18 protein-coding genes are annotated in these 17,415 nt (G+C 65.3%); 17 read left to right on the top strand and 1 reads right to left on the bottom strand.

Going from position 1 to position 17,415, the window contains the following annotated elements:
- Positions 1-68 precede the first annotated feature (68 nt).
- From trpS to trmB, 15 genes are all read left to right on the top strand, one after another.
- The gene (trpS, locus tag GDN70_RS04080) at positions 69-1,121 is read left to right on the top strand and encodes a tryptophan--tRNA ligase (protein ID WP_018319435.1); all 1,053 of its coding nucleotides are present in this window, start codon (positions 69-71) and stop codon (positions 1,119-1,121) included.
- 92 nt (positions 1,122-1,213) lie between these two features.
- Entirely contained in the window at positions 1,214-1,708 is a 495-nt protein-coding gene (locus GDN70_RS04075; RefSeq protein ID WP_028139523.1) for a universal stress protein, read from the top strand.
- Between the two features lie 269 nt (positions 1,709-1,977).
- Entirely contained in the window at positions 1,978-2,547 is a 570-nt protein-coding gene (locus tag GDN70_RS04070) for a NifU family protein (protein WP_028139522.1), read from the top strand.
- 154 nt (positions 2,548-2,701) lie between these two features.
- The gene (gene tsaB, locus GDN70_RS04065) at positions 2,702-3,397 is read left to right on the top strand and encodes a tRNA (adenosine(37)-N6)-threonylcarbamoyltransferase complex dimerization subunit type 1 TsaB (RefSeq protein WP_028139521.1); all 696 of its coding nucleotides are present in this window, start codon (positions 2,702-2,704) and stop codon (positions 3,395-3,397) included.
- Positions 3,394-3,879: a ribosomal protein S18-alanine N-acetyltransferase gene (gene rimI / locus GDN70_RS04060; protein ID WP_028139520.1), complete on the top strand. Its 486-nt coding sequence runs from the start codon at positions 3,394-3,396 to the stop codon at positions 3,877-3,879. The genes tsaB and rimI overlap by 4 nt, the downstream gene beginning before the upstream one ends.
- A gap of 38 nt (positions 3,880-3,917) precedes the next feature.
- Positions 3,918-4,373, top strand: coding sequence for a Fur family transcriptional regulator (locus GDN70_RS04055; protein ID WP_018319430.1), 456 nt, complete (start codon positions 3,918-3,920; stop codon positions 4,371-4,373).
- Between the two features lie 4 nt (positions 4,374-4,377).
- Positions 4,378-5,058 carry an HAD family hydrolase gene (locus tag GDN70_RS04050; RefSeq protein WP_095425328.1) on the top strand — a complete coding sequence of 227 codons (681 nt, stop codon included), beginning with the start codon at positions 4,378-4,380 and terminating at the stop codon, positions 5,056-5,058.
- Positions 5,059-5,241: 183 nt separating this feature from the next.
- Positions 5,242-6,636 carry a tRNA (N6-isopentenyl adenosine(37)-C2)-methylthiotransferase MiaB gene (gene miaB / locus GDN70_RS04045; protein WP_152102180.1) on the top strand — a complete coding sequence of 465 codons (1,395 nt, stop codon included), beginning with the start codon at positions 5,242-5,244 and terminating at the stop codon, positions 6,634-6,636.
- A gap of 64 nt (positions 6,637-6,700) precedes the next feature.
- Positions 6,701-7,699 (top strand): PhoH family protein, encoded by a 999-nt coding sequence (locus GDN70_RS04040; protein WP_028139517.1) that lies wholly within the window; start codon positions 6,701-6,703, stop codon positions 7,697-7,699.
- Positions 7,700-7,759: 60 nt separating this feature from the next.
- A complete protein-coding gene (ybeY, locus tag GDN70_RS04035; RefSeq protein WP_028139516.1) occupies positions 7,760-8,269 on the top strand; it encodes an rRNA maturation RNase YbeY in 510 nt (169 codons plus the stop codon).
- A 1-nt stretch (position 8,270) separates the two neighbouring features.
- Entirely contained in the window at positions 8,271-9,389 is a 1,119-nt protein-coding gene (locus tag GDN70_RS04030; RefSeq protein ID WP_038970628.1) for a hemolysin family protein, read from the top strand.
- Positions 9,386-10,999: an apolipoprotein N-acyltransferase gene (gene lnt, locus GDN70_RS04025; protein WP_038970625.1), complete on the top strand. Its 1,614-nt coding sequence runs from the start codon at positions 9,386-9,388 to the stop codon at positions 10,997-10,999. The genes GDN70_RS04030 and lnt overlap by 4 nt, the downstream gene beginning before the upstream one ends.
- A gap of 221 nt (positions 11,000-11,220) precedes the next feature.
- Positions 11,221-11,634, top strand: coding sequence for a helix-turn-helix domain-containing protein (locus tag GDN70_RS04020; protein ID WP_028139513.1), 414 nt, complete (start codon positions 11,221-11,223; stop codon positions 11,632-11,634).
- A gap of 85 nt (positions 11,635-11,719) precedes the next feature.
- Positions 11,720-12,877: a M20 family metallopeptidase gene (locus GDN70_RS04015; protein ID WP_038949437.1), complete on the top strand. Its 1,158-nt coding sequence runs from the start codon at positions 11,720-11,722 to the stop codon at positions 12,875-12,877.
- Positions 12,874-13,584: a tRNA (guanosine(46)-N7)-methyltransferase TrmB gene (gene trmB, locus GDN70_RS04010; RefSeq protein WP_152102179.1), complete on the top strand. Its 711-nt coding sequence runs from the start codon at positions 12,874-12,876 to the stop codon at positions 13,582-13,584. The genes GDN70_RS04015 and trmB overlap by 4 nt, the downstream gene beginning before the upstream one ends.
- On the opposite strand, the gene GDN70_RS04005 is transcribed toward trmB, so the two are convergent.
- Entirely contained in the window at positions 13,581-14,663 is a 1,083-nt protein-coding gene (locus GDN70_RS04005; RefSeq protein ID WP_038949440.1) for a DUF2336 domain-containing protein, read from the bottom strand. The two genes, trmB and GDN70_RS04005, sit on opposite strands and share 4 nt — an antisense overlap.
- Before the next feature lie 362 nt (positions 14,664-15,025).
- Here GDN70_RS04005 and rimP point away from each other — a divergent pair, with 362 nt between their 5' ends.
- Entirely contained in the window at positions 15,026-15,784 is a 759-nt protein-coding gene (rimP, locus tag GDN70_RS04000) for a ribosome maturation factor RimP (RefSeq protein ID WP_038949442.1), read from the top strand.
- A 2-nt stretch (positions 15,785-15,786) separates the two neighbouring features.
- Positions 15,787-17,397 (top strand): transcription termination factor NusA, encoded by a 1,611-nt coding sequence (nusA, locus tag GDN70_RS03995; protein WP_018319418.1) that lies wholly within the window; start codon positions 15,787-15,789, stop codon positions 17,395-17,397.
- Positions 17,398-17,415: the final 18 nt, after the last annotated feature.

Genomic DNA, 17,415 nt, shown 5'->3' with positions numbered 1-17,415 from the left:
CGAATTGCTCTTGACGGGGCAGCGCCGCTGTTGGAAACGACGGCCGAATACCTATGGGAAGGCTTACCATGCCATTCGTTGAACGGGTCTTTTCGGGCGTCCAGCCGACGGGCAATCTGCATCTCGGCAATTACCTCGGCGCCATCGTCAACTTCGTGAAGATGCAGGAAACCCACAACTGCATCTATTGCGTCGTCGACATGCACGCGATCACGCAAGGCGTGGACGTCTGGGGCGGACCGGCCGAGCTCGCGCGCAACACCCGCGAGGTGACTGCCGCGTTCATCGCGAGCGGCATCGATCCCAAGAAGCACATCGTGTTCAACCAGAGCCAGGTCTCCGGCCATGCCGAGCTCGCCTGGATCTTCAACTGCGTCGCGCGCATGGGCTGGCTCGGCCGCATGACCCAGTTCAAGGAGAAGGCCGGCAAGGACCGCGAGAACGCCTCGGTGGGTCTGTTCGACTATCCCGTGCTGATGGCCGCCGACATCCTGCTTTACCGCGCCACCCATGTGCCGGTCGGCGAGGACCAGAAGCAGCATCTCGAGCTCTCGCGTGACATCGCGCAGAAGTTCAACAACGACTTTGGTGACTCGATCCGCAACCTCGGCGCCAATGACGGCCTGTTCTTCCCGCTGCCGGAACCCCTGATCACGGGCCCGGCGACGCGGGTGATGAGCTTGCGCGACGGCACCAAGAAGATGTCGAAATCCGATGCGTCGGACAATTCGCGCATCAATTTGACTGACGATGCCGACACCATCGCGCAGAAGATCCGCAAGGCGAAGACCGATCCGGAGCCGCTGCCGTCAGAGGAGAAGGGCCTGGAAGCCCGTCCCGAGGCCGATAACCTCGTCGGCATCTTCGCCGCGCTGTCCGGCCGGCCCAAGGCGGACGTGCTGCGCGAGTTCGGCGGGGGCCAGTTCTCCAGCTTCAAGAACGCGCTGGCGGAGCTGTGCGTCACCAAGCTGGCGCCGATCGCCGGCGAGATGAAGCGCCTCGTCGCCGACCCCGGCCATATCGATTCGATCCTGAACGAAGGTTCCGACCGGGCCCGGGCGATCGCCGACGAGACGATGAAGCTCTCCAAGGACATCGTCGGCTTCATCCGCCGGCGATAGAGACGGTCGGCGTCAGCGCGCCGACCGCATCTCCTCTCCCCAACCTTGCGGGAGTGTGGCAGCATGCCGGCCGTGCACATGCCGGGACATGCATGACCAGCAAGCGACTTTGCTTCGAGCCGGGTCACAAGCCCAAATGCCTCGTCGTCGTCGACGACACCGCCGAATGGGATCGCGCGGTCTACTATGCCAGCCGCTGGGCGATCCGTGCCGGCGGCGGTGTGGTGATGCTGCGCATCATCGAACCCGAACAGCAGAGCCAGGAATGGCTGGGGGTCGCCGACATCATGCGCGCGGAGGCGCAGGAAGCGGCGGAGGCCGCGCTCGACCGTGCCGCCGGCCGCGCCAATGGCATCGCCGCGATCACCCCGGAGCGGGTGATCCGCGAGGGTGTGCCGATGGAGCAGCTGCTCGCCGTGATCGACGAAGACCCCGACATCGGCATGCTGGTGCTCGCCGCCAATCCCGGTGCGGAGGGGCCGGGTCCCCTGGTTGCGCTGCTGGCCCACGCGGTCGGAACCTTCCCGATTCCCGTGACCATCATTTCCGGCGCGCTGAGCGACCAAAGCGTGGATTCACTGTCGTAGGTCGCCTTCACCTCGCCCCGCTTGCGGGGAGAGGTCGGCGCGAAGCGCCGGGTGAGGGGAGTCTCCACGAATCCAATTCTCGCTGCCAGGGAGACGCCCCCTCACCCCGACCCTCTCCCCGCAAGCGGGGAGAGGGAGGAGCGAGCACCCTAACCTGCTGATATAACAACGAAACGCCCTCTTCTCCCCTTGATCGTGCGTTCTCCGTCGCCATCTGCTAGTGGAGAGAGCACGCGCCGGCCTTGAACCGGCGACGTCTGGAGAAAACCATGTTCATTCAAACCGAAGCCACCCCCAATCCCGCCACGCTGAAGTTCATTCCGGGCCGCGTCGTGGTCGACGGCAGCCCGATGGAATTCGCGAGCCGCGAAGCCGCCACCCGCTCGCCGCTGGCCGAAAAGCTGTTCGAGGTGCCCGGCGTCACCGGCGTGTTCTACGGATCCGACTTCATCACCGTGACCAAGGCGAACGGTGAATGGCAGCAGCTCAAGCCCGCGATCCTCGGCGCCATCATGGAGCACTACATGTCCGGCGCGCCACTGCTCGCCGACGGCGCGGCGCAAGACGATGCCGATCTCGATGACGAGGACGAGTTCTTCGACGAGGCCGATGCCGAGACGGTCGACATGATCAAGGACCTGATCGAGACCCGCGTGCGGCCGGCCGTCGCCAATGACGGCGGCGACATCACCTTCCGCGGCTTCAAGGACGGCATCGTCTATCTCAACATGAAGGGCGCCTGCTCCGGCTGCCCGTCATCGACCGCGACGCTCCAGCACGGCATCCAGAACCTGCTCAAGCACTTCGTGCCTGACGTGGTCGAAGTCCGGCCGATGTAAATTGCACGGCCTGAGCTGATTTCACTCCGTCATGCCCGGGCTTGTCCCGGGCATCCACGTTTTTGGAGCCGCAAAGTCGTGGATGGCCGGTCAAGCCCAGCCGCGACGGCTAGAACCTTAGGCATCATCCGATTGCCAATGCTATGATCACACCATGCTGATCCTCGCCATCGATACCGCGCTCGACGCCTGCTCCGTCGCCGTACTCGACACCGAAACGGCCGAGCTCGTTGCGCAGGAGCAGCTTCTCATGAAGCGCGGCCACGCCGAGGCCCTGATGCCGATGATCGCGCGCGTCATGCAATCGGCCAATCTCGCCTTCACCTCGCTCGACCGCATCGCGGTCACCGTCGGCCCCGGAAGCTTCACCGGCCTGCGCGTCGGCATTTCGGCGGCGCGCGGCCTTGCGCTTGCGGCTGAGCGGCCGGCGATCGGCCTGACCACCTTGTCGGCCTATGCCGCCGCCATCGTCGGCCAGAGCAAATCGGCACCCGTGATCTCCGCAATCGACGCGCGGCACGACCATGTCTATTTCCAGATCGTCGCCGGCGACGGCAGCCAGCTGGTGCGGCCGAGCGTCGCTCCCGTCGACGAGGCGATCGCAGCCTCGCAATTCGGCGCGCCGCATCTGGTCGGCAATGCCGCCAATATCCTCGCCGAGCGCTGGCCGAAGGATGTCCCGCAGCCGGTTGCGGTCGATGCGCAGCCCGCGCCCGATATCGGCTGGGTCGCATGGCTAGGCGCCGCCGCCGATCCGGCGACGAATCCGGCGCGGCCGTTCTATCTGAAGGCGCCCGACGCCAAGCCGGCGGCACAGCCGCCATTTGCAGCACAAGTCCCGACCCCATGATGAGATGGCTGTCGGAATGGTGGCGCGGCGGCACCGCCGCCGTCGAGCCCGCATCCGTGCGTGACGCTGCGCAACTGGCGCAGCTTCACGGCGCCTCCTTCGCGCGCGGCTGGGGCGAGGGCGAATTCGAGAGCATGGTCAGCGAGCGCAACACGCTCGTGCATCGGCTGCGCCTCGGCCGCAGGACCGTCGGATTCGCGGTATCGCGGATCGGGGCGGATGAAGCGGAAATCCTCTCGATCGCGGTGGACGGGGCCTATCGCGGCCGCGGCCTCTCCCGCACGCTGCTGATGACCCATCTCGGCCATCTCGCGGGGCGCGGCGTGCGCACAATATTTCTCGAAGTTGAGGAAAATAACCAGCCGGCGCGGCGGCTCTACGACGGTGCCGGATTCATGGTGGTCGGGCGCCGCGAACGCTACTATAAGCAGCCGAACGGGGAACAATTGAACGCCCTTCTGATGCGACGTGACTTGTCGTAACATTGGTGGCAGAAAGCGCCCCGCCAGGCAGACAAACTATGACCGCACTGAAACCTTCTTCCGCATCCAAGGCGTCCGGCATCGAAGCGCGCTGTGCCGCCACCGGCATGCGCATGACCGAGCAGCGCCGTGTCATCGCCCGCGTGCTCGCGGAGGCGATCGATCATCCCGATGTCGAGGAACTGTACCGGCGCTGCGTTGCCGTCGACGACAAGATCTCGATCTCGACCGTGTATCGCACCGTCAAGCTGTTCGAGGATGCCGGCATCATCGAGCGCCATGATTTCCGCGAGGGCCGCGCGCGCTACGAGCAGATGCGTGACAGCCATCACGATCACCTCATCAATCTGCGCGACGGCAAGGTGATCGAGTTCACCTCCGAGGAGATCGAGAAGCTGCAGGCGGAGATCGCCCGCAAGCTCGGCTATCGGCTGGTCGACCACCGGCTCGAGCTCTATTGCGTCCCGCTCGACGACGACAAGCCGACGTCTTGATTTAGTGCCGATAGACCTCATCATCTTCGACTGCGACGGTGTGCTCGTGGACAGCGAGGTGATCTCCTGTCGCGCGCATGCGGATGTGCTGACGAGGCACGGCTATCCGATCACCTCGGAGCAGGTGCTGGTCCGCTTCCTCGGCGTGTCCGAGAAAGACGCGCGGCGGATGGTCGAACAGGAAATCGGCCGCAGCCTCCCGGGTGATCTGGAGCAGCAGATCAGTGCGGCCACGCTGCAATTCTACGCCAGCGATCTGCAGCCGATCACCCATGTGGCTGCGGCGATCGGCGCAATCGATCTGCCCAAATGCGTCGCATCGAGCGGCACGCCGGAGAAGATCACTCACGGCCTGACCTGTGCCGGCCTCTACGACCTGCTCGCTCCGCACATCTTCTCAGCGAGCCAGGTCGCACGCGGCAAGCCCGCGCCCGATCTGTTTCTGTTCGCGGCCAAGCAGATGAAAGTCCCGCCGGAACGCTGCCTCGTGATCGAGGACAGCGTCCCCGGGGTAACAGGCGCGTCCGCAGCCGGGATGACCGTGCTGGGCTTTCACGGCGGCAGCCACTGCCCGCCGGGTCACGCCGAAAGGCTGCGCGCCGCCGGCGCCGGATCGACATTCGATGATATGCGGCAATTGCCGGAGCTGGTCCGACGGATCGAACCGGCCCGCCCCGTGAGGTAGCCTTTGACCGTCATTCCAGGGCACGTGCAGAGCGCGTGAAGCCGGAATCTCGCCCAAAACCTCCGGATTCCGGGGCACGACTGCATCGCACCCCGGAATGACGGCCCAGGAGGCTCCATTCGCTGGATTTTCGTCCCTCCAACCTATATCTGAGGGCCGTTCTCCACCACAATTCCGGGTTCCATGACGCCGCCGCGCAAGCTGCACATCAAATCATATGGCTGCCAGATGAACGTCTACGATGCGCAGCGCATGGTGGACACGCTGGCTCCGGAAGGATTCGTGGAGACGGCCAGCGCTGAAGACGCCGATCTCGTCATCCTCAACACCTGCCACATCCGCGAGAAGGCCTCCGAAAAGGTCTACTCCGAGCTGGGCCGATTGCGTGTCGCCAAGGACGAGGCCGCGCGCGCGGGCCGCGCGATGCAAATCGCGGTCGCGGGCTGCGTCGCGCAGGCCGAGGGCGAGGAGATCGTGCGCCGAGCGCCTGTCGTGGACGTCGTGGTGGGACCGCAGAGCTATCATCACCTGCCGGAGCTGCTGAAGCGCGCCGGCAATGAAGGCCGCGCGATCGAGACCGAGTTTCCCGCCCAGGACAAGTTCGGCTTCCTGGCTCAGCCCAAGCCCGACGCGATCCGCGCGCGCGGCATTTCCGCTTTCGTCACGGTGCAGGAAGGCTGCGACAAGTTCTGCACCTTCTGCGTCGTACCCTATACGCGCGGTTCGGAAGTCTCGCGCCCTGTCGCCAAGATCGTCGACGACGTGAAGCGGCTTGCCGACAACGGCGTGCGCGAGCTGACGCTGATCGGACAGAACGTCAACGCCTATCATGGCGACGGACCGGACGGAAAAACCTGGCCGCTCGGCAGGCTGCTCGAGCATCTGGCGACAATTCCCGGCATCGCGCGGCTGCGCTATTCGACCAGCCACCCGCGCGACGTCGACGACAGCCTGATTGCAGCCCATCGCGATCTCGGTGCCCTGATGCCGTTCGTGCACCTGCCGGTGCAGTCGGGCTCGGACCGCATTCTGGCCGCCATGAACCGGAAACATACCGCCGATGATTACCGGCGGGTCATCAACCGTTTCCGCGCCGCGCGCCAAGACATTGCTTTTTCATCAGATTTTATCGTGGGCTTCCCCGGCGAGGGCGAGCAAGATTTTCTCGCCACCCTCGCGCTTGTCACGCAAATCGGCTACGCTGCGGCTTATTCGTTCAAATACTCCGCCCGGCCGGGAACGCCGGCCGCGGACATGCAGGAGACGGTGTCCCCCGCCGAGATGGACCAGCGATTGGAGCGGCTCCAGGAACTGATCGACAGCCAGCAATCGGCCTTCAACAAGGCTGCGATTGGCTCAACGGTCGACGTGCTGTTCGAGCGTCCGGCCCGGAGGGACGGCCAGATCGTCGGCCGCACCGCATTCCTGCAGCCCGCCCACGTGATGGCCTCGCCCGACATCATCGGACAAATCCTGCCTGTCAGGATCGACAGCCTCGAACGCTACAGCTTTCTCGGTGAGCTCGTGACGCCGCGTGGGGCGCGCGAGCCCGCTTTATCGCCAGCCATCGGAGCCTGAACCCTTGCCAAAAAGCGCATCGGATTCGTCTTCTCTCGCTCCCAGCCGCAAATTTGACCGCGACATGCAAGTTCCGCCCGAGACCCAGGTCGTCATCGACTTCGACGACAACCGCGCCGCTTCCGCGCTGGTCGGCCCCTACGGCCAGCATCTGGCGCAGATCGAGCGGCGGCTCGGCGTCGTCGTCGATTCCAAGGGCAACCACATCACGATCGGCGGCACGCGCGACGGCTGCGACGCCGCACGCCGCGTGCTGGAGATGCTCTACGCGCAGGCCGTGAAGGGGCAGGATCTCGACCAGGGCGAGGTTGAGGGCGCGATTCGCGCGGTCATCGCCCAGGGCTCACTGTTCGAGTTCGACGCCAAATCGGCCAAATCGGCCACCTTCGACAGCATCAATCTGCGCAAGCGTCCGGTGCGCGCACGCACCGCCGCGCAGGACTCCTATATCCGGGCGCTGAAGCGCCACGAGCTGGTGTTCGGCATCGGCCCGGCCGGCACCGGCAAGACCTGGCTCGCGGTCGCGCATGCCGCGCAACTGTTCGAGCGCAAGGAGGTCGACAAGATCATCCTGTCGCGTCCGGCGGTGGAAGCCGGCGAGCGGCTCGGCTTCCTGCCCGGCGATCTCCGCGAGAAGGTCGATCCTTATCTTCGCCCGATCTACGACGCCCTCTACGATCTCATGGATGCGCGCATCGTCGAGCGCGCGCTCCAGACCGGCGAGATCGAGATCGCACCGCTCGCCTTCATGCGCGGCCGCACCCTCACCAACGCCGCCATCATCCTGGACGAGGCGCAGAACACCACGTCGATGCAGATGAAGATGTTTTTGACGCGCCTCGGCGAGAACAGCCGCATGATCGTGACCGGCGATCCCTCGCAGATCGACCTGCCGAACGGCCAGACCTCGGGCCTGGCCGAAGCGACCCGCCTCCTGGGCGGCGTCGAGGGCATCGCCCAGGTTCATTTCAAAGCCGAGGACGTGATCCGCCACGAACTCGTGGCGCGGATCGTCGCCGCCTACGAAGGCTCGCCGCAGCGGCCGGCCGCCGGCAAATCCTGACGAGGCAACAGCCGGACCCAGAGGGCGCGGACACGGCGCCCTCTCGTCCCAGACAACACAATGTCCCATCCCAACCTTCCCATGACCGAGGTCCTCGTCGTCGCCGATTGCTGGCAGCGCGAGCCCGATTCCGAAGCCGTGATCCAGCGCGCGGTTGCGGCCGCCGCTGAGAGTGTCGACGAAGACGTCGCCGAGGCGGAAGTGGCGGTGATGCTGACCGATGATGCCGGCATCCGCACCCTCAACAGCAACTGGCGCGGCATCGACAAGCCGACCAACGTGCTGTCGTTTCCCGCGCTCCAGCCGGAGGGCGAATGGAAGCCGGGCGATGCGCCGCGCATGCTCGGCGATATCGCGATCGCCTACGAGACCATGCGGCGCGAGGCGGACGAGGAACACAAGCCGTTCGACCACCATTTGAGCCATCTCGCCGTGCACGGCTTCCTGCATCTGATCGGCTACGACCACGAGAACGACGGCGACGCCGAGGAGATGGAGGCCCTGGAGACGCAGATCCTGGCTCACCTTGGAATTCCCGATCCCTATGCAGACCGCGCAGGGACACACTGAGATGCCGGACTCCGACCCGATTCAAGATAACCCGCGCCACACGGCCAATCTGCCGGCCGTGGTGACTCAGGGCGAGGTGATGCGCCCGACCGCCGATGGCTGGCTCTTGCGCGCCATCCGCACGCTGTTCGGCTGGAAGGCGGGATCGGTGCGCGACGACCTCCAGGTCGTGCTCGACGCGACGACGCCCGACGACACCGGCTTCTCGGCGGTCGAGCGCACCATGCTGCGCAACATCCTCGGTCTGCACGAGCGCCGCATCGCCGACGTCATGGTCCATCGCGCCGACGTCATCGCGGTGAAGCGCGACATCCCGCTCGGCGAATTGATGGACCGCTTCGAGAGCGCCGGCCATTCGCGCCTCGTGGTCTACAACGAGACGCTCGATGATCCCGTCGGCATCGTCCATATCCGCGACCTGCTCGCGTTCATGACCGCGCGTGCGCGCGTGTCGGAAGCCACCAAGACCAAGCGCAAGAAGCCGCTGCCAGCCGGGCTCGACCTCCGCGCCGTCGATCTGGCGCTGCCGCTCGAGGAAGCGCGCATCATCCGCAAGCTGCTCTATGTGCCGCCGTCGATGCGGGCGATCGACCTGCTCGCGCAGATGCAGGCCACGCGCATTCACCTCGCGCTGGTGGTCGACGAATATGGCGGCAGCGACGGGCTGGTTTCGCTCGAGGACATCGTCGAGCAGATCGTCGGCGAGATCGACGACGAGCACGACAGCGACGAGCCGCCCTCGATCGTGCGCCTGCCCGACAATGCCTTCATCGCCGACGCCCGCGCCAGCCTCGACGACGTCCGCTCGGTGATCGGTGGGGATTTCGTCACCGGCGAGGCCGGTGAGGAAGTGGAGACGCTCGGCGGCTATCTCGTCAGCTTCGTCGGGCGCCTGCCGGTGCGCGGCGAGGTGATCTCGGGTCCCGGCAATTACGAGATCGAGGTGCTCGATGCCGATCCGCGCCGCGTCAAGCGGCTGCGCATCTCGACGCGGAAGGAGCGTCCCGCGCCGCGCACTCAGCGCGAGAGCCGGCGCCGCGAGGCTACGCCGGACAGCGGTCAATCGCCGGCCAACGACACGCCCACCCCGCCGCCAAGCGACGGGACCGGCCAACAGTGAGTCCGTTCCAGCGACTTCGACAGATTGCGCTTGCCATCATCCTCGCCTGGGGATGGAAGCGCGCCGTCATTGCCATTGGGTGCGGAGCGCTGTCGGTGCTGGCGTTGGCGCCGTTCAACCTCTTCCCGGTGCTGTTCATCACCTTCCCGGTACTGGTCTGGCTGATCGACGGCGCCGGCGCCGGACGCTATGGCGGCGTCCCCGCCGCGGCGCTGACCGGCTACTGGTTCGGGCTCGGCTATTTCGTCCCCGGCCTCTACTGGATCGGCTACGCCTTCTTCGTCGAGGCCGATGTATTCGCCTGGCTGACGCCGTTCGCCGTGCTCGGCCTGCCTGCTTATCTGTCCATCTTCACGGCCATCGGCTTTGCGCTGGCACGCCTGCTCTGGACCAAGAACGCCACGCGCGTGCTTGCGCTTGCGGCAAGCCTCACAATCAGCGAATGGCTGCGCGGTCACCTCCTGACCGGCTTTCCCTGGAACGCGTTCGGCTATGCGCTGTCCGAGCCGCTGCCGCTGGCGCAGACGGCCTCGCTGGTCGGCCTGTGGGGCATGACGTTCCTGACGGTTGCGATCTTCGCGAGCCCCGCGACGCTGATCGACCGCACGCCCGATCGCCGCCTGGCGTGGCGCGTGCCGGCGGCCGCAATTGCGCTCCTGGTTGTCATGAGCATCTTCGGCGCGATCCGCCTGTCGCTGCATCCAACCACGATGGTCTCAGGCGCCAAGCTGCGCCTGATGCAACCGAACCTGCAGCAGGACGCCAAATTCAATTACGCCGCCAAGTCGGAGGTGATGAAAAAATATTTGGCGCTGTCGGACCGCGCCTCCGGCCCGCAATCGACCGGCGTGCGCGATGCCACCATCCTGATCTGGCCGGAATCGGCCTTTCCGTTCTTCCTGACCCGCGAAGCCGATGCGATGGCGCAGATCGCCGATCTACTGCCCAAGGGCACGGTGCTGATCACGGGTTCGGTCCGCGCGCCCGACCTGCCGCGGGGCACGCCGATCACGCGTGCCTATAATTCGATCTACGTGATCGATCACGATGGCAGCGTGCTCGCAGTGTACGACAAGTTGCATTTGGTGCCGTTCGGAGAATTTCTTCCCTACCAGGCACTGATGGAGAAGCTCGGTTTCGAGCAACTGACGCGTGTGCGCGGCGGCTTCATTCCCGGCACGGTGCGGCATGCGCTGCAGGTGCCCGGCGCGCCGCCCGCGCTACCGCTGATCTGTTACGAGGCAATTTTTCCCGGCGAGGTGGCTGGACGCAACGAACGTCCGGGCTGGATCGTGAACCTCACCAATGACGGTTGGTTCGGCATTTCGACCGGCCCCTATCAGCATCTCGAGCAGTCGCGCATGCGCGCGATCGAGCTCGGATTGCCGCTGGTCCGCTCCGCCAATACCGGTATCTCCGCGGTGATCGATCCGGTGGGCCGCACCGTCGCCAGCCTCGGTCTCGGCATCGAAGGCATTTTGGATGCAAGCCTGCCTGCCGCGATATCACCGACGGTCTATGCGCGGGTGGGCGATGTGCCGGCTGCCATGCTCGTCGCGCTGGCCGTGATTCTGGCGGTCCGCCGACGTGTCACCAAGCGGAAGGCCTGATCGCACCGTCGCCGCGGAGGCGGCCGGAAGCTTTTGACAACCGTAGTCCCACGGTTGACAGACTGCACATGGGCTCCCCATTCTGCACCGGCTGCAAAAGACAGTGGGCATTGCTAAATTTCTCCGCAATGTTTCCCAATAAGAGGGTCTGATTTGACGATGCTTGCACCTGAGGCACTCCAGTTGATTGCGCTGAAGGTGGTGTTTGGAGGGCTGAGGAAATGTCGAAAGCGCCCAACCCTGTTGACAAATATGTCGGCAGTCGCGTGCGTATGCGCCGCATCATGTTGGGCATGAGCCAGGAAAAGCTCGGTGAAGCTTTGGGCCTGACTTTCCAGCAGATCCAGAAATACGAGAAGGGTACGAACCGGGTCGGCGCGAGCCGTATCCAGCAGATCGCCGAAATCCTCCAGGTGCCGGTGTCGTTCCTGTTCGAGGGCGGCCCGAGCGGCGTGCCGGGTCCGGACGGCTTCGCAGAAGGCGCCTCGCCTTCCTATGTGTCGGACTTTCTCGCGACGTCGGAAGGACTTGCCCTGACCAAGGCGTTCACGCGAATCACCGATTCGAAGATGCGCCGCTCGATCGTCGATCTCGTCGAGCAGATTGCGGCTCGCGAAGGTCCCGACAAGCGCTGATCGCCATCAGAATGGCGATTTGAGACCGCGTCAAATCTGGCCTATGTCGTCATTTGTGGCCGCGCTTTGATGCGCGTCCGCTTCGATGATGCGATTCAAAGGCACAGATGCGTCCATGGCCAGCTCCAATTGGTTCGATACCCAAACTATTCTCGATGGCATCCGCCGCTGGGTGGAGGTCGAGACGCCGACGGAAGCGCCCGAACAAGTCAACAGGCTGATCTCGATGGTCGCGGAGCAATACCGCGATCTGCCTGTCACGCTCGAACGCGTCGCCGGCGTCGATGGCTGCGGCGATCATCTCATGGCGCGCTCGAATTGGGGGCAGGACCGGCCGGGCATCCTGGTGCTGAGCCACCTCGACACCGTCCATCCCATGGGATTCATCGAGCGCCTGCCGTTCAAGGTTGAAGGCGACGTCGCGTACGGTCCCGGCATCTACGACATGAAGGGCGGCGCCTACATCGCCCATCACGCGTTTCGCGCACTGTGTGCCACAGTCGATCGCTCGCCGCTCGGCATCACGCATTTGTTCACCTCCGACGAGGAGATCGGCAGTCCCACCTCGCGCGCACTCATCGAGACGGAAGGGCGCAAGGCCAAATACGTGCTGGTGACGGAGCCGGCGCGCGATGGCGGCAAGATCGTCACCGGGCGCAAGGGCGTCGGACGCTTCAAGGTATTCATCAAGGGCGTGCCCGCGCATGCCGGCTCGCGGCCGGAAGACGGCCGCAGCGCCGTGCGCGAGCTCGGTAACGTCATCCTCGCTCTGGAAGGGATGAACGACCTGACACGCGGCGTCAGCGTCAATGTCGGCGTGGTGCGTGGCGGCACGCGCCCCAACGTCACGCCGGAAGAGGCCTATGCCGAAGTCGATCTGCGCGTGCCGAGCCTCAAGGACGCAGAGGAGTTCGTCGGCAAGATCCTTGGGCTGACGTCGAAGACCGACGGCGTCACCGTCACGGTCACCGGCGAGCTCAATCGTCCGCCCTACGAGAAGAGCAACGCGGGCGCCTCGCTGTACGAACACGCGAAGACGCTCGCCGGCGAGATCGGCTTCGAGCTGGTGGACACCCACACCGGCGGCGGCTCGGACGGCAATTTCACCGCGGCCCACACCGCGACGCTTGACGGACTCGGCGTCGACGGCAAGGGCGCGCACACTCATTATGAGCAGCTCTATGTCTCCTCGCTCGCGCCGCGCGCGCGGCTGCTCCATCGCCTGTACCAGACGCTGCGATGAGCGAGCGCAAATCAGACCCCGATCGCGATGACAGCGAGCGCGCGTTCTTCGGGCGCCGCAAGGGTCACAAGCTCAGGCAGCACCAGGCCGAGCTGATTGGTCAACTGCTGCCGCATCTGGCGCTCGACATCGACGGTGAGACGCCGGCGGATGCAAGCGAGATCTTCGATCCCGCCGCCGACGATGTGCGGCTCGAGATCGGCTTCGGCGGCGGCGAGCATCTGACGGCCGAGGCACAAAGCTTCGCCAGGACAGGCTTCATCGGCTGCGAGCCCTATGTCAACGGCATGGCCAAGATCCTCGCGCAGATCGAGGCCGCCAACATCGGCAACATCCGCCTGTTCGCAGGCGATGCCGCCGAGCTGCTGGCCTGGCTGCCCAAGGCATCGCTGTCGCGGATCGACCTGATCCATCCCGATCCCTGGCCGAAGCGGCGGCACTGGAAACGGCGCTTCGTCCAGGACAGGACCATCGCCGCGATGGCGCGCGTGCTGAAGCCGAACGGCGAATTCCGCTTCGTCTGCGACATCGACGATTACTGCGCCTGGACGCTGTCGCATCTTGCGCGTTCGCAGGATTTCGTCTGGCTTGCCGAACGCGCCGACGACTTCAGACAGCCGTGGGCGGGCTACACCATGACGCGCTACGGCCGAAAGGCCGCGCGCGAAGGACGGAAGGCGGCGTATTTGCGATTCAGACGACTCTAGATCGTCTGCCGGTTGCGCCAGAAATTGACGACGCGCTCGGCGGTCGTCGGCATCAGGCGCGTGAAGTTGACGCGCGCGGCCTCGATATCGGCATCGGCCGGCGTGCGGTGCGGACCGTACCAGAGCAGGATGAGCGCGCGCACCGTGGGCCAGCCGAGATTCAGCACGCGGCCGAGAATGAGGATCGGGTCGTAGCGGTCGCCTGCGATCAGGCGGTCGAGGACCGAGAGGCGGACGCCGGACATCGCCGAAAGCGAGGCGATCGATTCCTCGTATTTGTTCGCCTTGGCGAAGCCGAGCAGCGCGCTCTCGCCGAGATGACCCTCGCGATGCAACGCCAGCACAGTGCGCTGGGCCGCGGAGAAATCGCGCCGCGGTCCCGGCGGCAGCGTGGCCTCCTCGATGGCCACCATCGCGCGCTTGATCTCGACCTGGCGCGCGGGATTGACCACGCTGGAGAGCCGGCGGCGGATGACGTCGAGCGTGCCGTCGAGAAGCTGTTTCAGGTTTTCGCCCGAGAGATCACGGCGCTGGCCGATCTTGAGCGTCAGCACGCCGTCCTGCGCCGCACGCTTGATCAACTCGGAATAGCTGCCAGGCGAGAACACCGCACCGGCATTGCCCGCGGCGCGGCGCACCACGTCGCGATCGCCGCGCTCCACCAGCACGTCGGTTATGACGGGAGACAAAGCGGGGCGCTCCGTCATCGCCAGCAAATGCCCCTGGCCCTTCAGCCGCGCGATCTCGACCAGCGCGGCGTCATCGAGCACGGGCGAGCGGCGCAGCACGGGGCCGGCCACCATGATCTCGTTCTCGCGCGCGAGTTGATTGACCAGATGCGGCGGCGCGTTGTTCAGGTGCGAGAAGCGCTCGGCGAGGTCGACGCGCGAGGCAAGCTCCGCATGCGGGACGAGATCGATCAGGAGGTTGTCGAAGAGATCGATGAGCTCGGGCCGAAGATTGGCGGAATCCTGGAAGAACAATTCGGAGATGGCGCGCGCGATTTCGCCGCGTCGCCGCGGATCACCGCGTTTGACGATATCGTCCAGTCCGGGAATGAGCGACGTGGCAACGGTCATGAAAACGCAACTCGTAGGGGGCACGCCGCGGGCGCGCCCTTGGTCCAAGCCGCCCCACAGTCAGGGAATTTAGCCCCCCGAGGTGAAGGAAGCGTTAGGCCCGGGGCGCCGCGAATCGGGCGCAAAAAGCCTCGTCTGGCCCGCGATGGGCCTTGTCCGGGAGGACAGAAAGCGCTATATCAGCGCCAATTCATCTTCTCATACGATCCGCGTAGTGAGAGTGGGCCCGAAAGGACCCGCTCTTTTTTATTACCCGAACGCGGCTTGGCGGAAGATGCGGCCCGACGCGCTGTCGGGGAGTTCCGAAGCGGGCTTTGAAAATCGTAACCAAGCCTTAACCATCGAGCGCCTTGACCCCTGATATGACCGAACCGAACACTGGTTCCACGGATGCCGAGTTGCTGGCCGAGCCGAGGCTCGTGGTCGAGCCGGGCGTGGCGGCACGTGTGTCTGCGGTCGCAGCGCCGGTGCTCGAGGGCATGGGTTACCGCCTGGTGCGGATCCGCATTTCCGGGGAAGCCGGCTGCACCGTGCAGATCATGGCGGAGCGGCCGGACGGCTCGATGCAACTCGAGGACTGCGAGGCGATCTCGCGGGCGCTGTCGCCGGTGCTCGATGTCGCCGACCCCATCGATCGCGCCTACCGGCTGGAAATTTCCTCGCCAGGCATCGACCGGCCGCTGGTCCGCCGTTCCGATTTCGAGCGCTATTCCGGCCACCTGGTGAAGATCGAGATGGCGGTTGCCCATGAGGGGCGCAAGCGGTTCCGCGGCATGATCGGCGCCGTCGAGGGCGACCGCGTGCACCTGCGTCGCGACGACGCCAAGGCGAGCGATAATCCCGACGTTCTCCTGACGATGGAAGATATTGGTGAAGCTCGGCTGGTGCTGACCGACGATCTGATCGCGGAATCGATGCGCCGCGGAAAGGCCGAGGAGCGCCAGATGCGCCGGAACCTCGGCATCGAGCCGCCGGCGGCACCGCACGCGGAGATCAGCGCGAAGATCACCAAGAACACCAAGCCGCAAAAAAAGAAACCGGCCCCGACCAATACGAAGAAGCATCGCCTGGCCGCCGAACGCGCGCGACGGGGCGAGATCGAGCCTGACGAAGGAGACTAGCCATGGCAGTCAGCGCCAATCGACTTGAGTTGCTCCAGATCGCCGATGCCGTTGCGCGCGAGAAATCGATCGACCGCGGCATCGTCATCGCGGCGATGGAGGACGCCATCGCCAAGGCGGCCCGGGCACGTTACGGCAGCGAAACTGACGTTCACGCCGAGATCGACCCGAAGAAGGGCGAGCTGCGGCTGTCGCGCCACATGCTGGTCGTCGAGAAGGTCGAAAACCATTCCAACCAGATCTCGCTGGTGGACGCGCAGCGCGCCAATCCCGGCGCCCAGGTCGGCGACACCATCGCCGACACCCTGCCGCCGCTGGAATATGGCCGCATCGCCGCGCAATCGGCCAAACAGGTCATCGTGCAGAAGGTGCGCGAGGCCGAGCGCGACCGGCAATATCAGGAGTTCAAGGATCGCATCGGCGACATCGTCAACGGCGTCGTCAAGCGCGTCGAATATGGCAGCGTGATCGTCGATCTCGGCCGCGGCGAAGCCATCATCCGCCGTGACGAGATGCTGCCGCGCGAAGTTTTCCGCAACGGCGACCGCGTCCGCGCCTACATCTTCGACGTCCGCCGCGAGACCCGCGGTCCGCAGATCTTCCTCTCCCGCACCCATCCGCAGTTCATGGCGAAGCTGTTCGCGCAGGAAGTGCCGGAGATTTATGACGGCATCGTCGAGATCAAGGCGGTTGCCCGCGATCCGGGCTCGCGCGCGAAAATCGGCGTGATTTCCCGCGATTCCTCGGTCGATCCGGTCGGCGCCTGCGTCGGTATGCGCGGCTCGCGCGTGCAGGCCGTGGTGAACGAATTGCAGGGCGAGAAGATCGACATCATTCCGTGGTCGCCCGACATCGCGACCTTCGTGGTCAACGCGCTGGCGCCGGCCGAAGTGTCCAAGGTCGTCATCGACGAAGACCGCGAGCGCATCGAGGTCGTCGTGCCCGACACCAACAACCAGCTTTCGCTGGCGATCGGCCGCCGCGGCCAGAACGTGCGTCTGGCCTCGCAGCTCACCGGTTGGGACATCGACATCCTGACCGAGCAGGAGGAATCGGAGCGCCGCCAGGCCGACTTCGAGAACTCCACCCGCGTCTTCATGGAATCGCTCAACGTCGACGAAGTGGTCGGCCAGCTGCTGGCGTCCGAAGGCTTCACCTCGGTCGAAGAACTCGCCATGGTGGACCTCAAGGAACTCGCAGGCATCGAGGGCTTCGACGAGGAGACCGCGCAGGAGCTCCAGAGCCGTGCCCGCGAATATCTCGAGCAGCAGGAAGCTGAGATCGAGGCCAGGCGCAAGGAGCTCGGTGTCGAGGACGCCGTCAAGGACGTCCCCGGCGTCACCTCCAAGATGCTGGTGAAGTTCGGCGAGAACGACATCAAGACGGTCGACGACCTCGCCGGCTGCGCCACCGACGATCTGGTCGGCTGGACCGAACGCAAGGAAGGCGGCGAGCAGACCAAGTTCCCCGGCGCGCTCGACGGTATCGACATCTCCCGTGACGATGCCGAGGCGATGATCATGCAGGCCCGCGTCAAGGCCGGCTGGATCACCGAGGCCGATCTGGCCAAGCCCGCTGAGGAGGCTGAGGCGACCGAAGATCAGCCGGCTTAAGGGCAAAGGAGAATGTCG

Origin of the sequence: Bradyrhizobium sp. TM102, assembly GCF_009176685.1 — a bacterium.
Lineage (GTDB): Bacteria > Pseudomonadota > Alphaproteobacteria > Rhizobiales > Xanthobacteraceae > Bradyrhizobium > Bradyrhizobium ottawaense.
Note: the sequence above shows the minus strand (reverse complement) of the source record. Positions and strands in the feature narration are given on the sequence as shown.

Excerpts from the sequence above, each read along its gene's own strand:
- trpS (WP_018319435.1), top strand. The coding sequence starts at position 69 with ATGCCATTCGTTGAACGGGTCTTTTCGGGCGTCCAGCCGACGGGCAAT.
- GDN70_RS04075 (WP_028139523.1), top strand. The coding sequence starts at position 1,214 with ATGACCAGCAAGCGACTTTGCTTCGAGCCGGGTCACAAGCCCAAATGC.
- GDN70_RS04070 (WP_028139522.1), top strand. The coding sequence starts at position 1,978 with ATGTTCATTCAAACCGAAGCCACCCCCAATCCCGCCACGCTGAAGTTC.
- tsaB (WP_028139521.1), top strand. The coding sequence starts at position 2,702 with ATGCTGATCCTCGCCATCGATACCGCGCTCGACGCCTGCTCCGTCGCC.
- rimI (WP_028139520.1), top strand. The coding sequence starts at position 3,394 with ATGATGAGATGGCTGTCGGAATGGTGGCGCGGCGGCACCGCCGCCGTC.
- GDN70_RS04055 (WP_018319430.1), top strand. The coding sequence starts at position 3,918 with ATGACCGCACTGAAACCTTCTTCCGCATCCAAGGCGTCCGGCATCGAA.
- miaB (WP_152102180.1), top strand. The coding sequence starts at position 5,242 with ATGACGCCGCCGCGCAAGCTGCACATCAAATCATATGGCTGCCAGATG.
- GDN70_RS04040 (WP_028139517.1), top strand. The coding sequence starts at position 6,701 with ATGCAAGTTCCGCCCGAGACCCAGGTCGTCATCGACTTCGACGACAAC.
- ybeY (WP_028139516.1), top strand. The coding sequence starts at position 7,760 with ATGTCCCATCCCAACCTTCCCATGACCGAGGTCCTCGTCGTCGCCGAT.
- GDN70_RS04030 (WP_038970628.1), top strand. The coding sequence starts at position 8,271 with ATGCCGGACTCCGACCCGATTCAAGATAACCCGCGCCACACGGCCAAT.
- GDN70_RS04020 (WP_028139513.1), top strand. The coding sequence starts at position 11,221 with ATGTCGAAAGCGCCCAACCCTGTTGACAAATATGTCGGCAGTCGCGTG.
- GDN70_RS04015 (WP_038949437.1), top strand. The coding sequence starts at position 11,720 with ATGATGCGATTCAAAGGCACAGATGCGTCCATGGCCAGCTCCAATTGG.
- trmB (WP_152102179.1), top strand. The coding sequence starts at position 12,874 with ATGAGCGAGCGCAAATCAGACCCCGATCGCGATGACAGCGAGCGCGCG.
- GDN70_RS04005 (WP_038949440.1), bottom strand. The coding sequence starts at position 14,663 with ATGACCGTTGCCACGTCGCTCATTCCCGGACTGGACGATATCGTCAAA.
- rimP (WP_038949442.1), top strand. The coding sequence starts at position 15,026 with ATGACCGAACCGAACACTGGTTCCACGGATGCCGAGTTGCTGGCCGAG.
- nusA (WP_018319418.1), top strand. The coding sequence starts at position 15,787 with ATGGCAGTCAGCGCCAATCGACTTGAGTTGCTCCAGATCGCCGATGCC.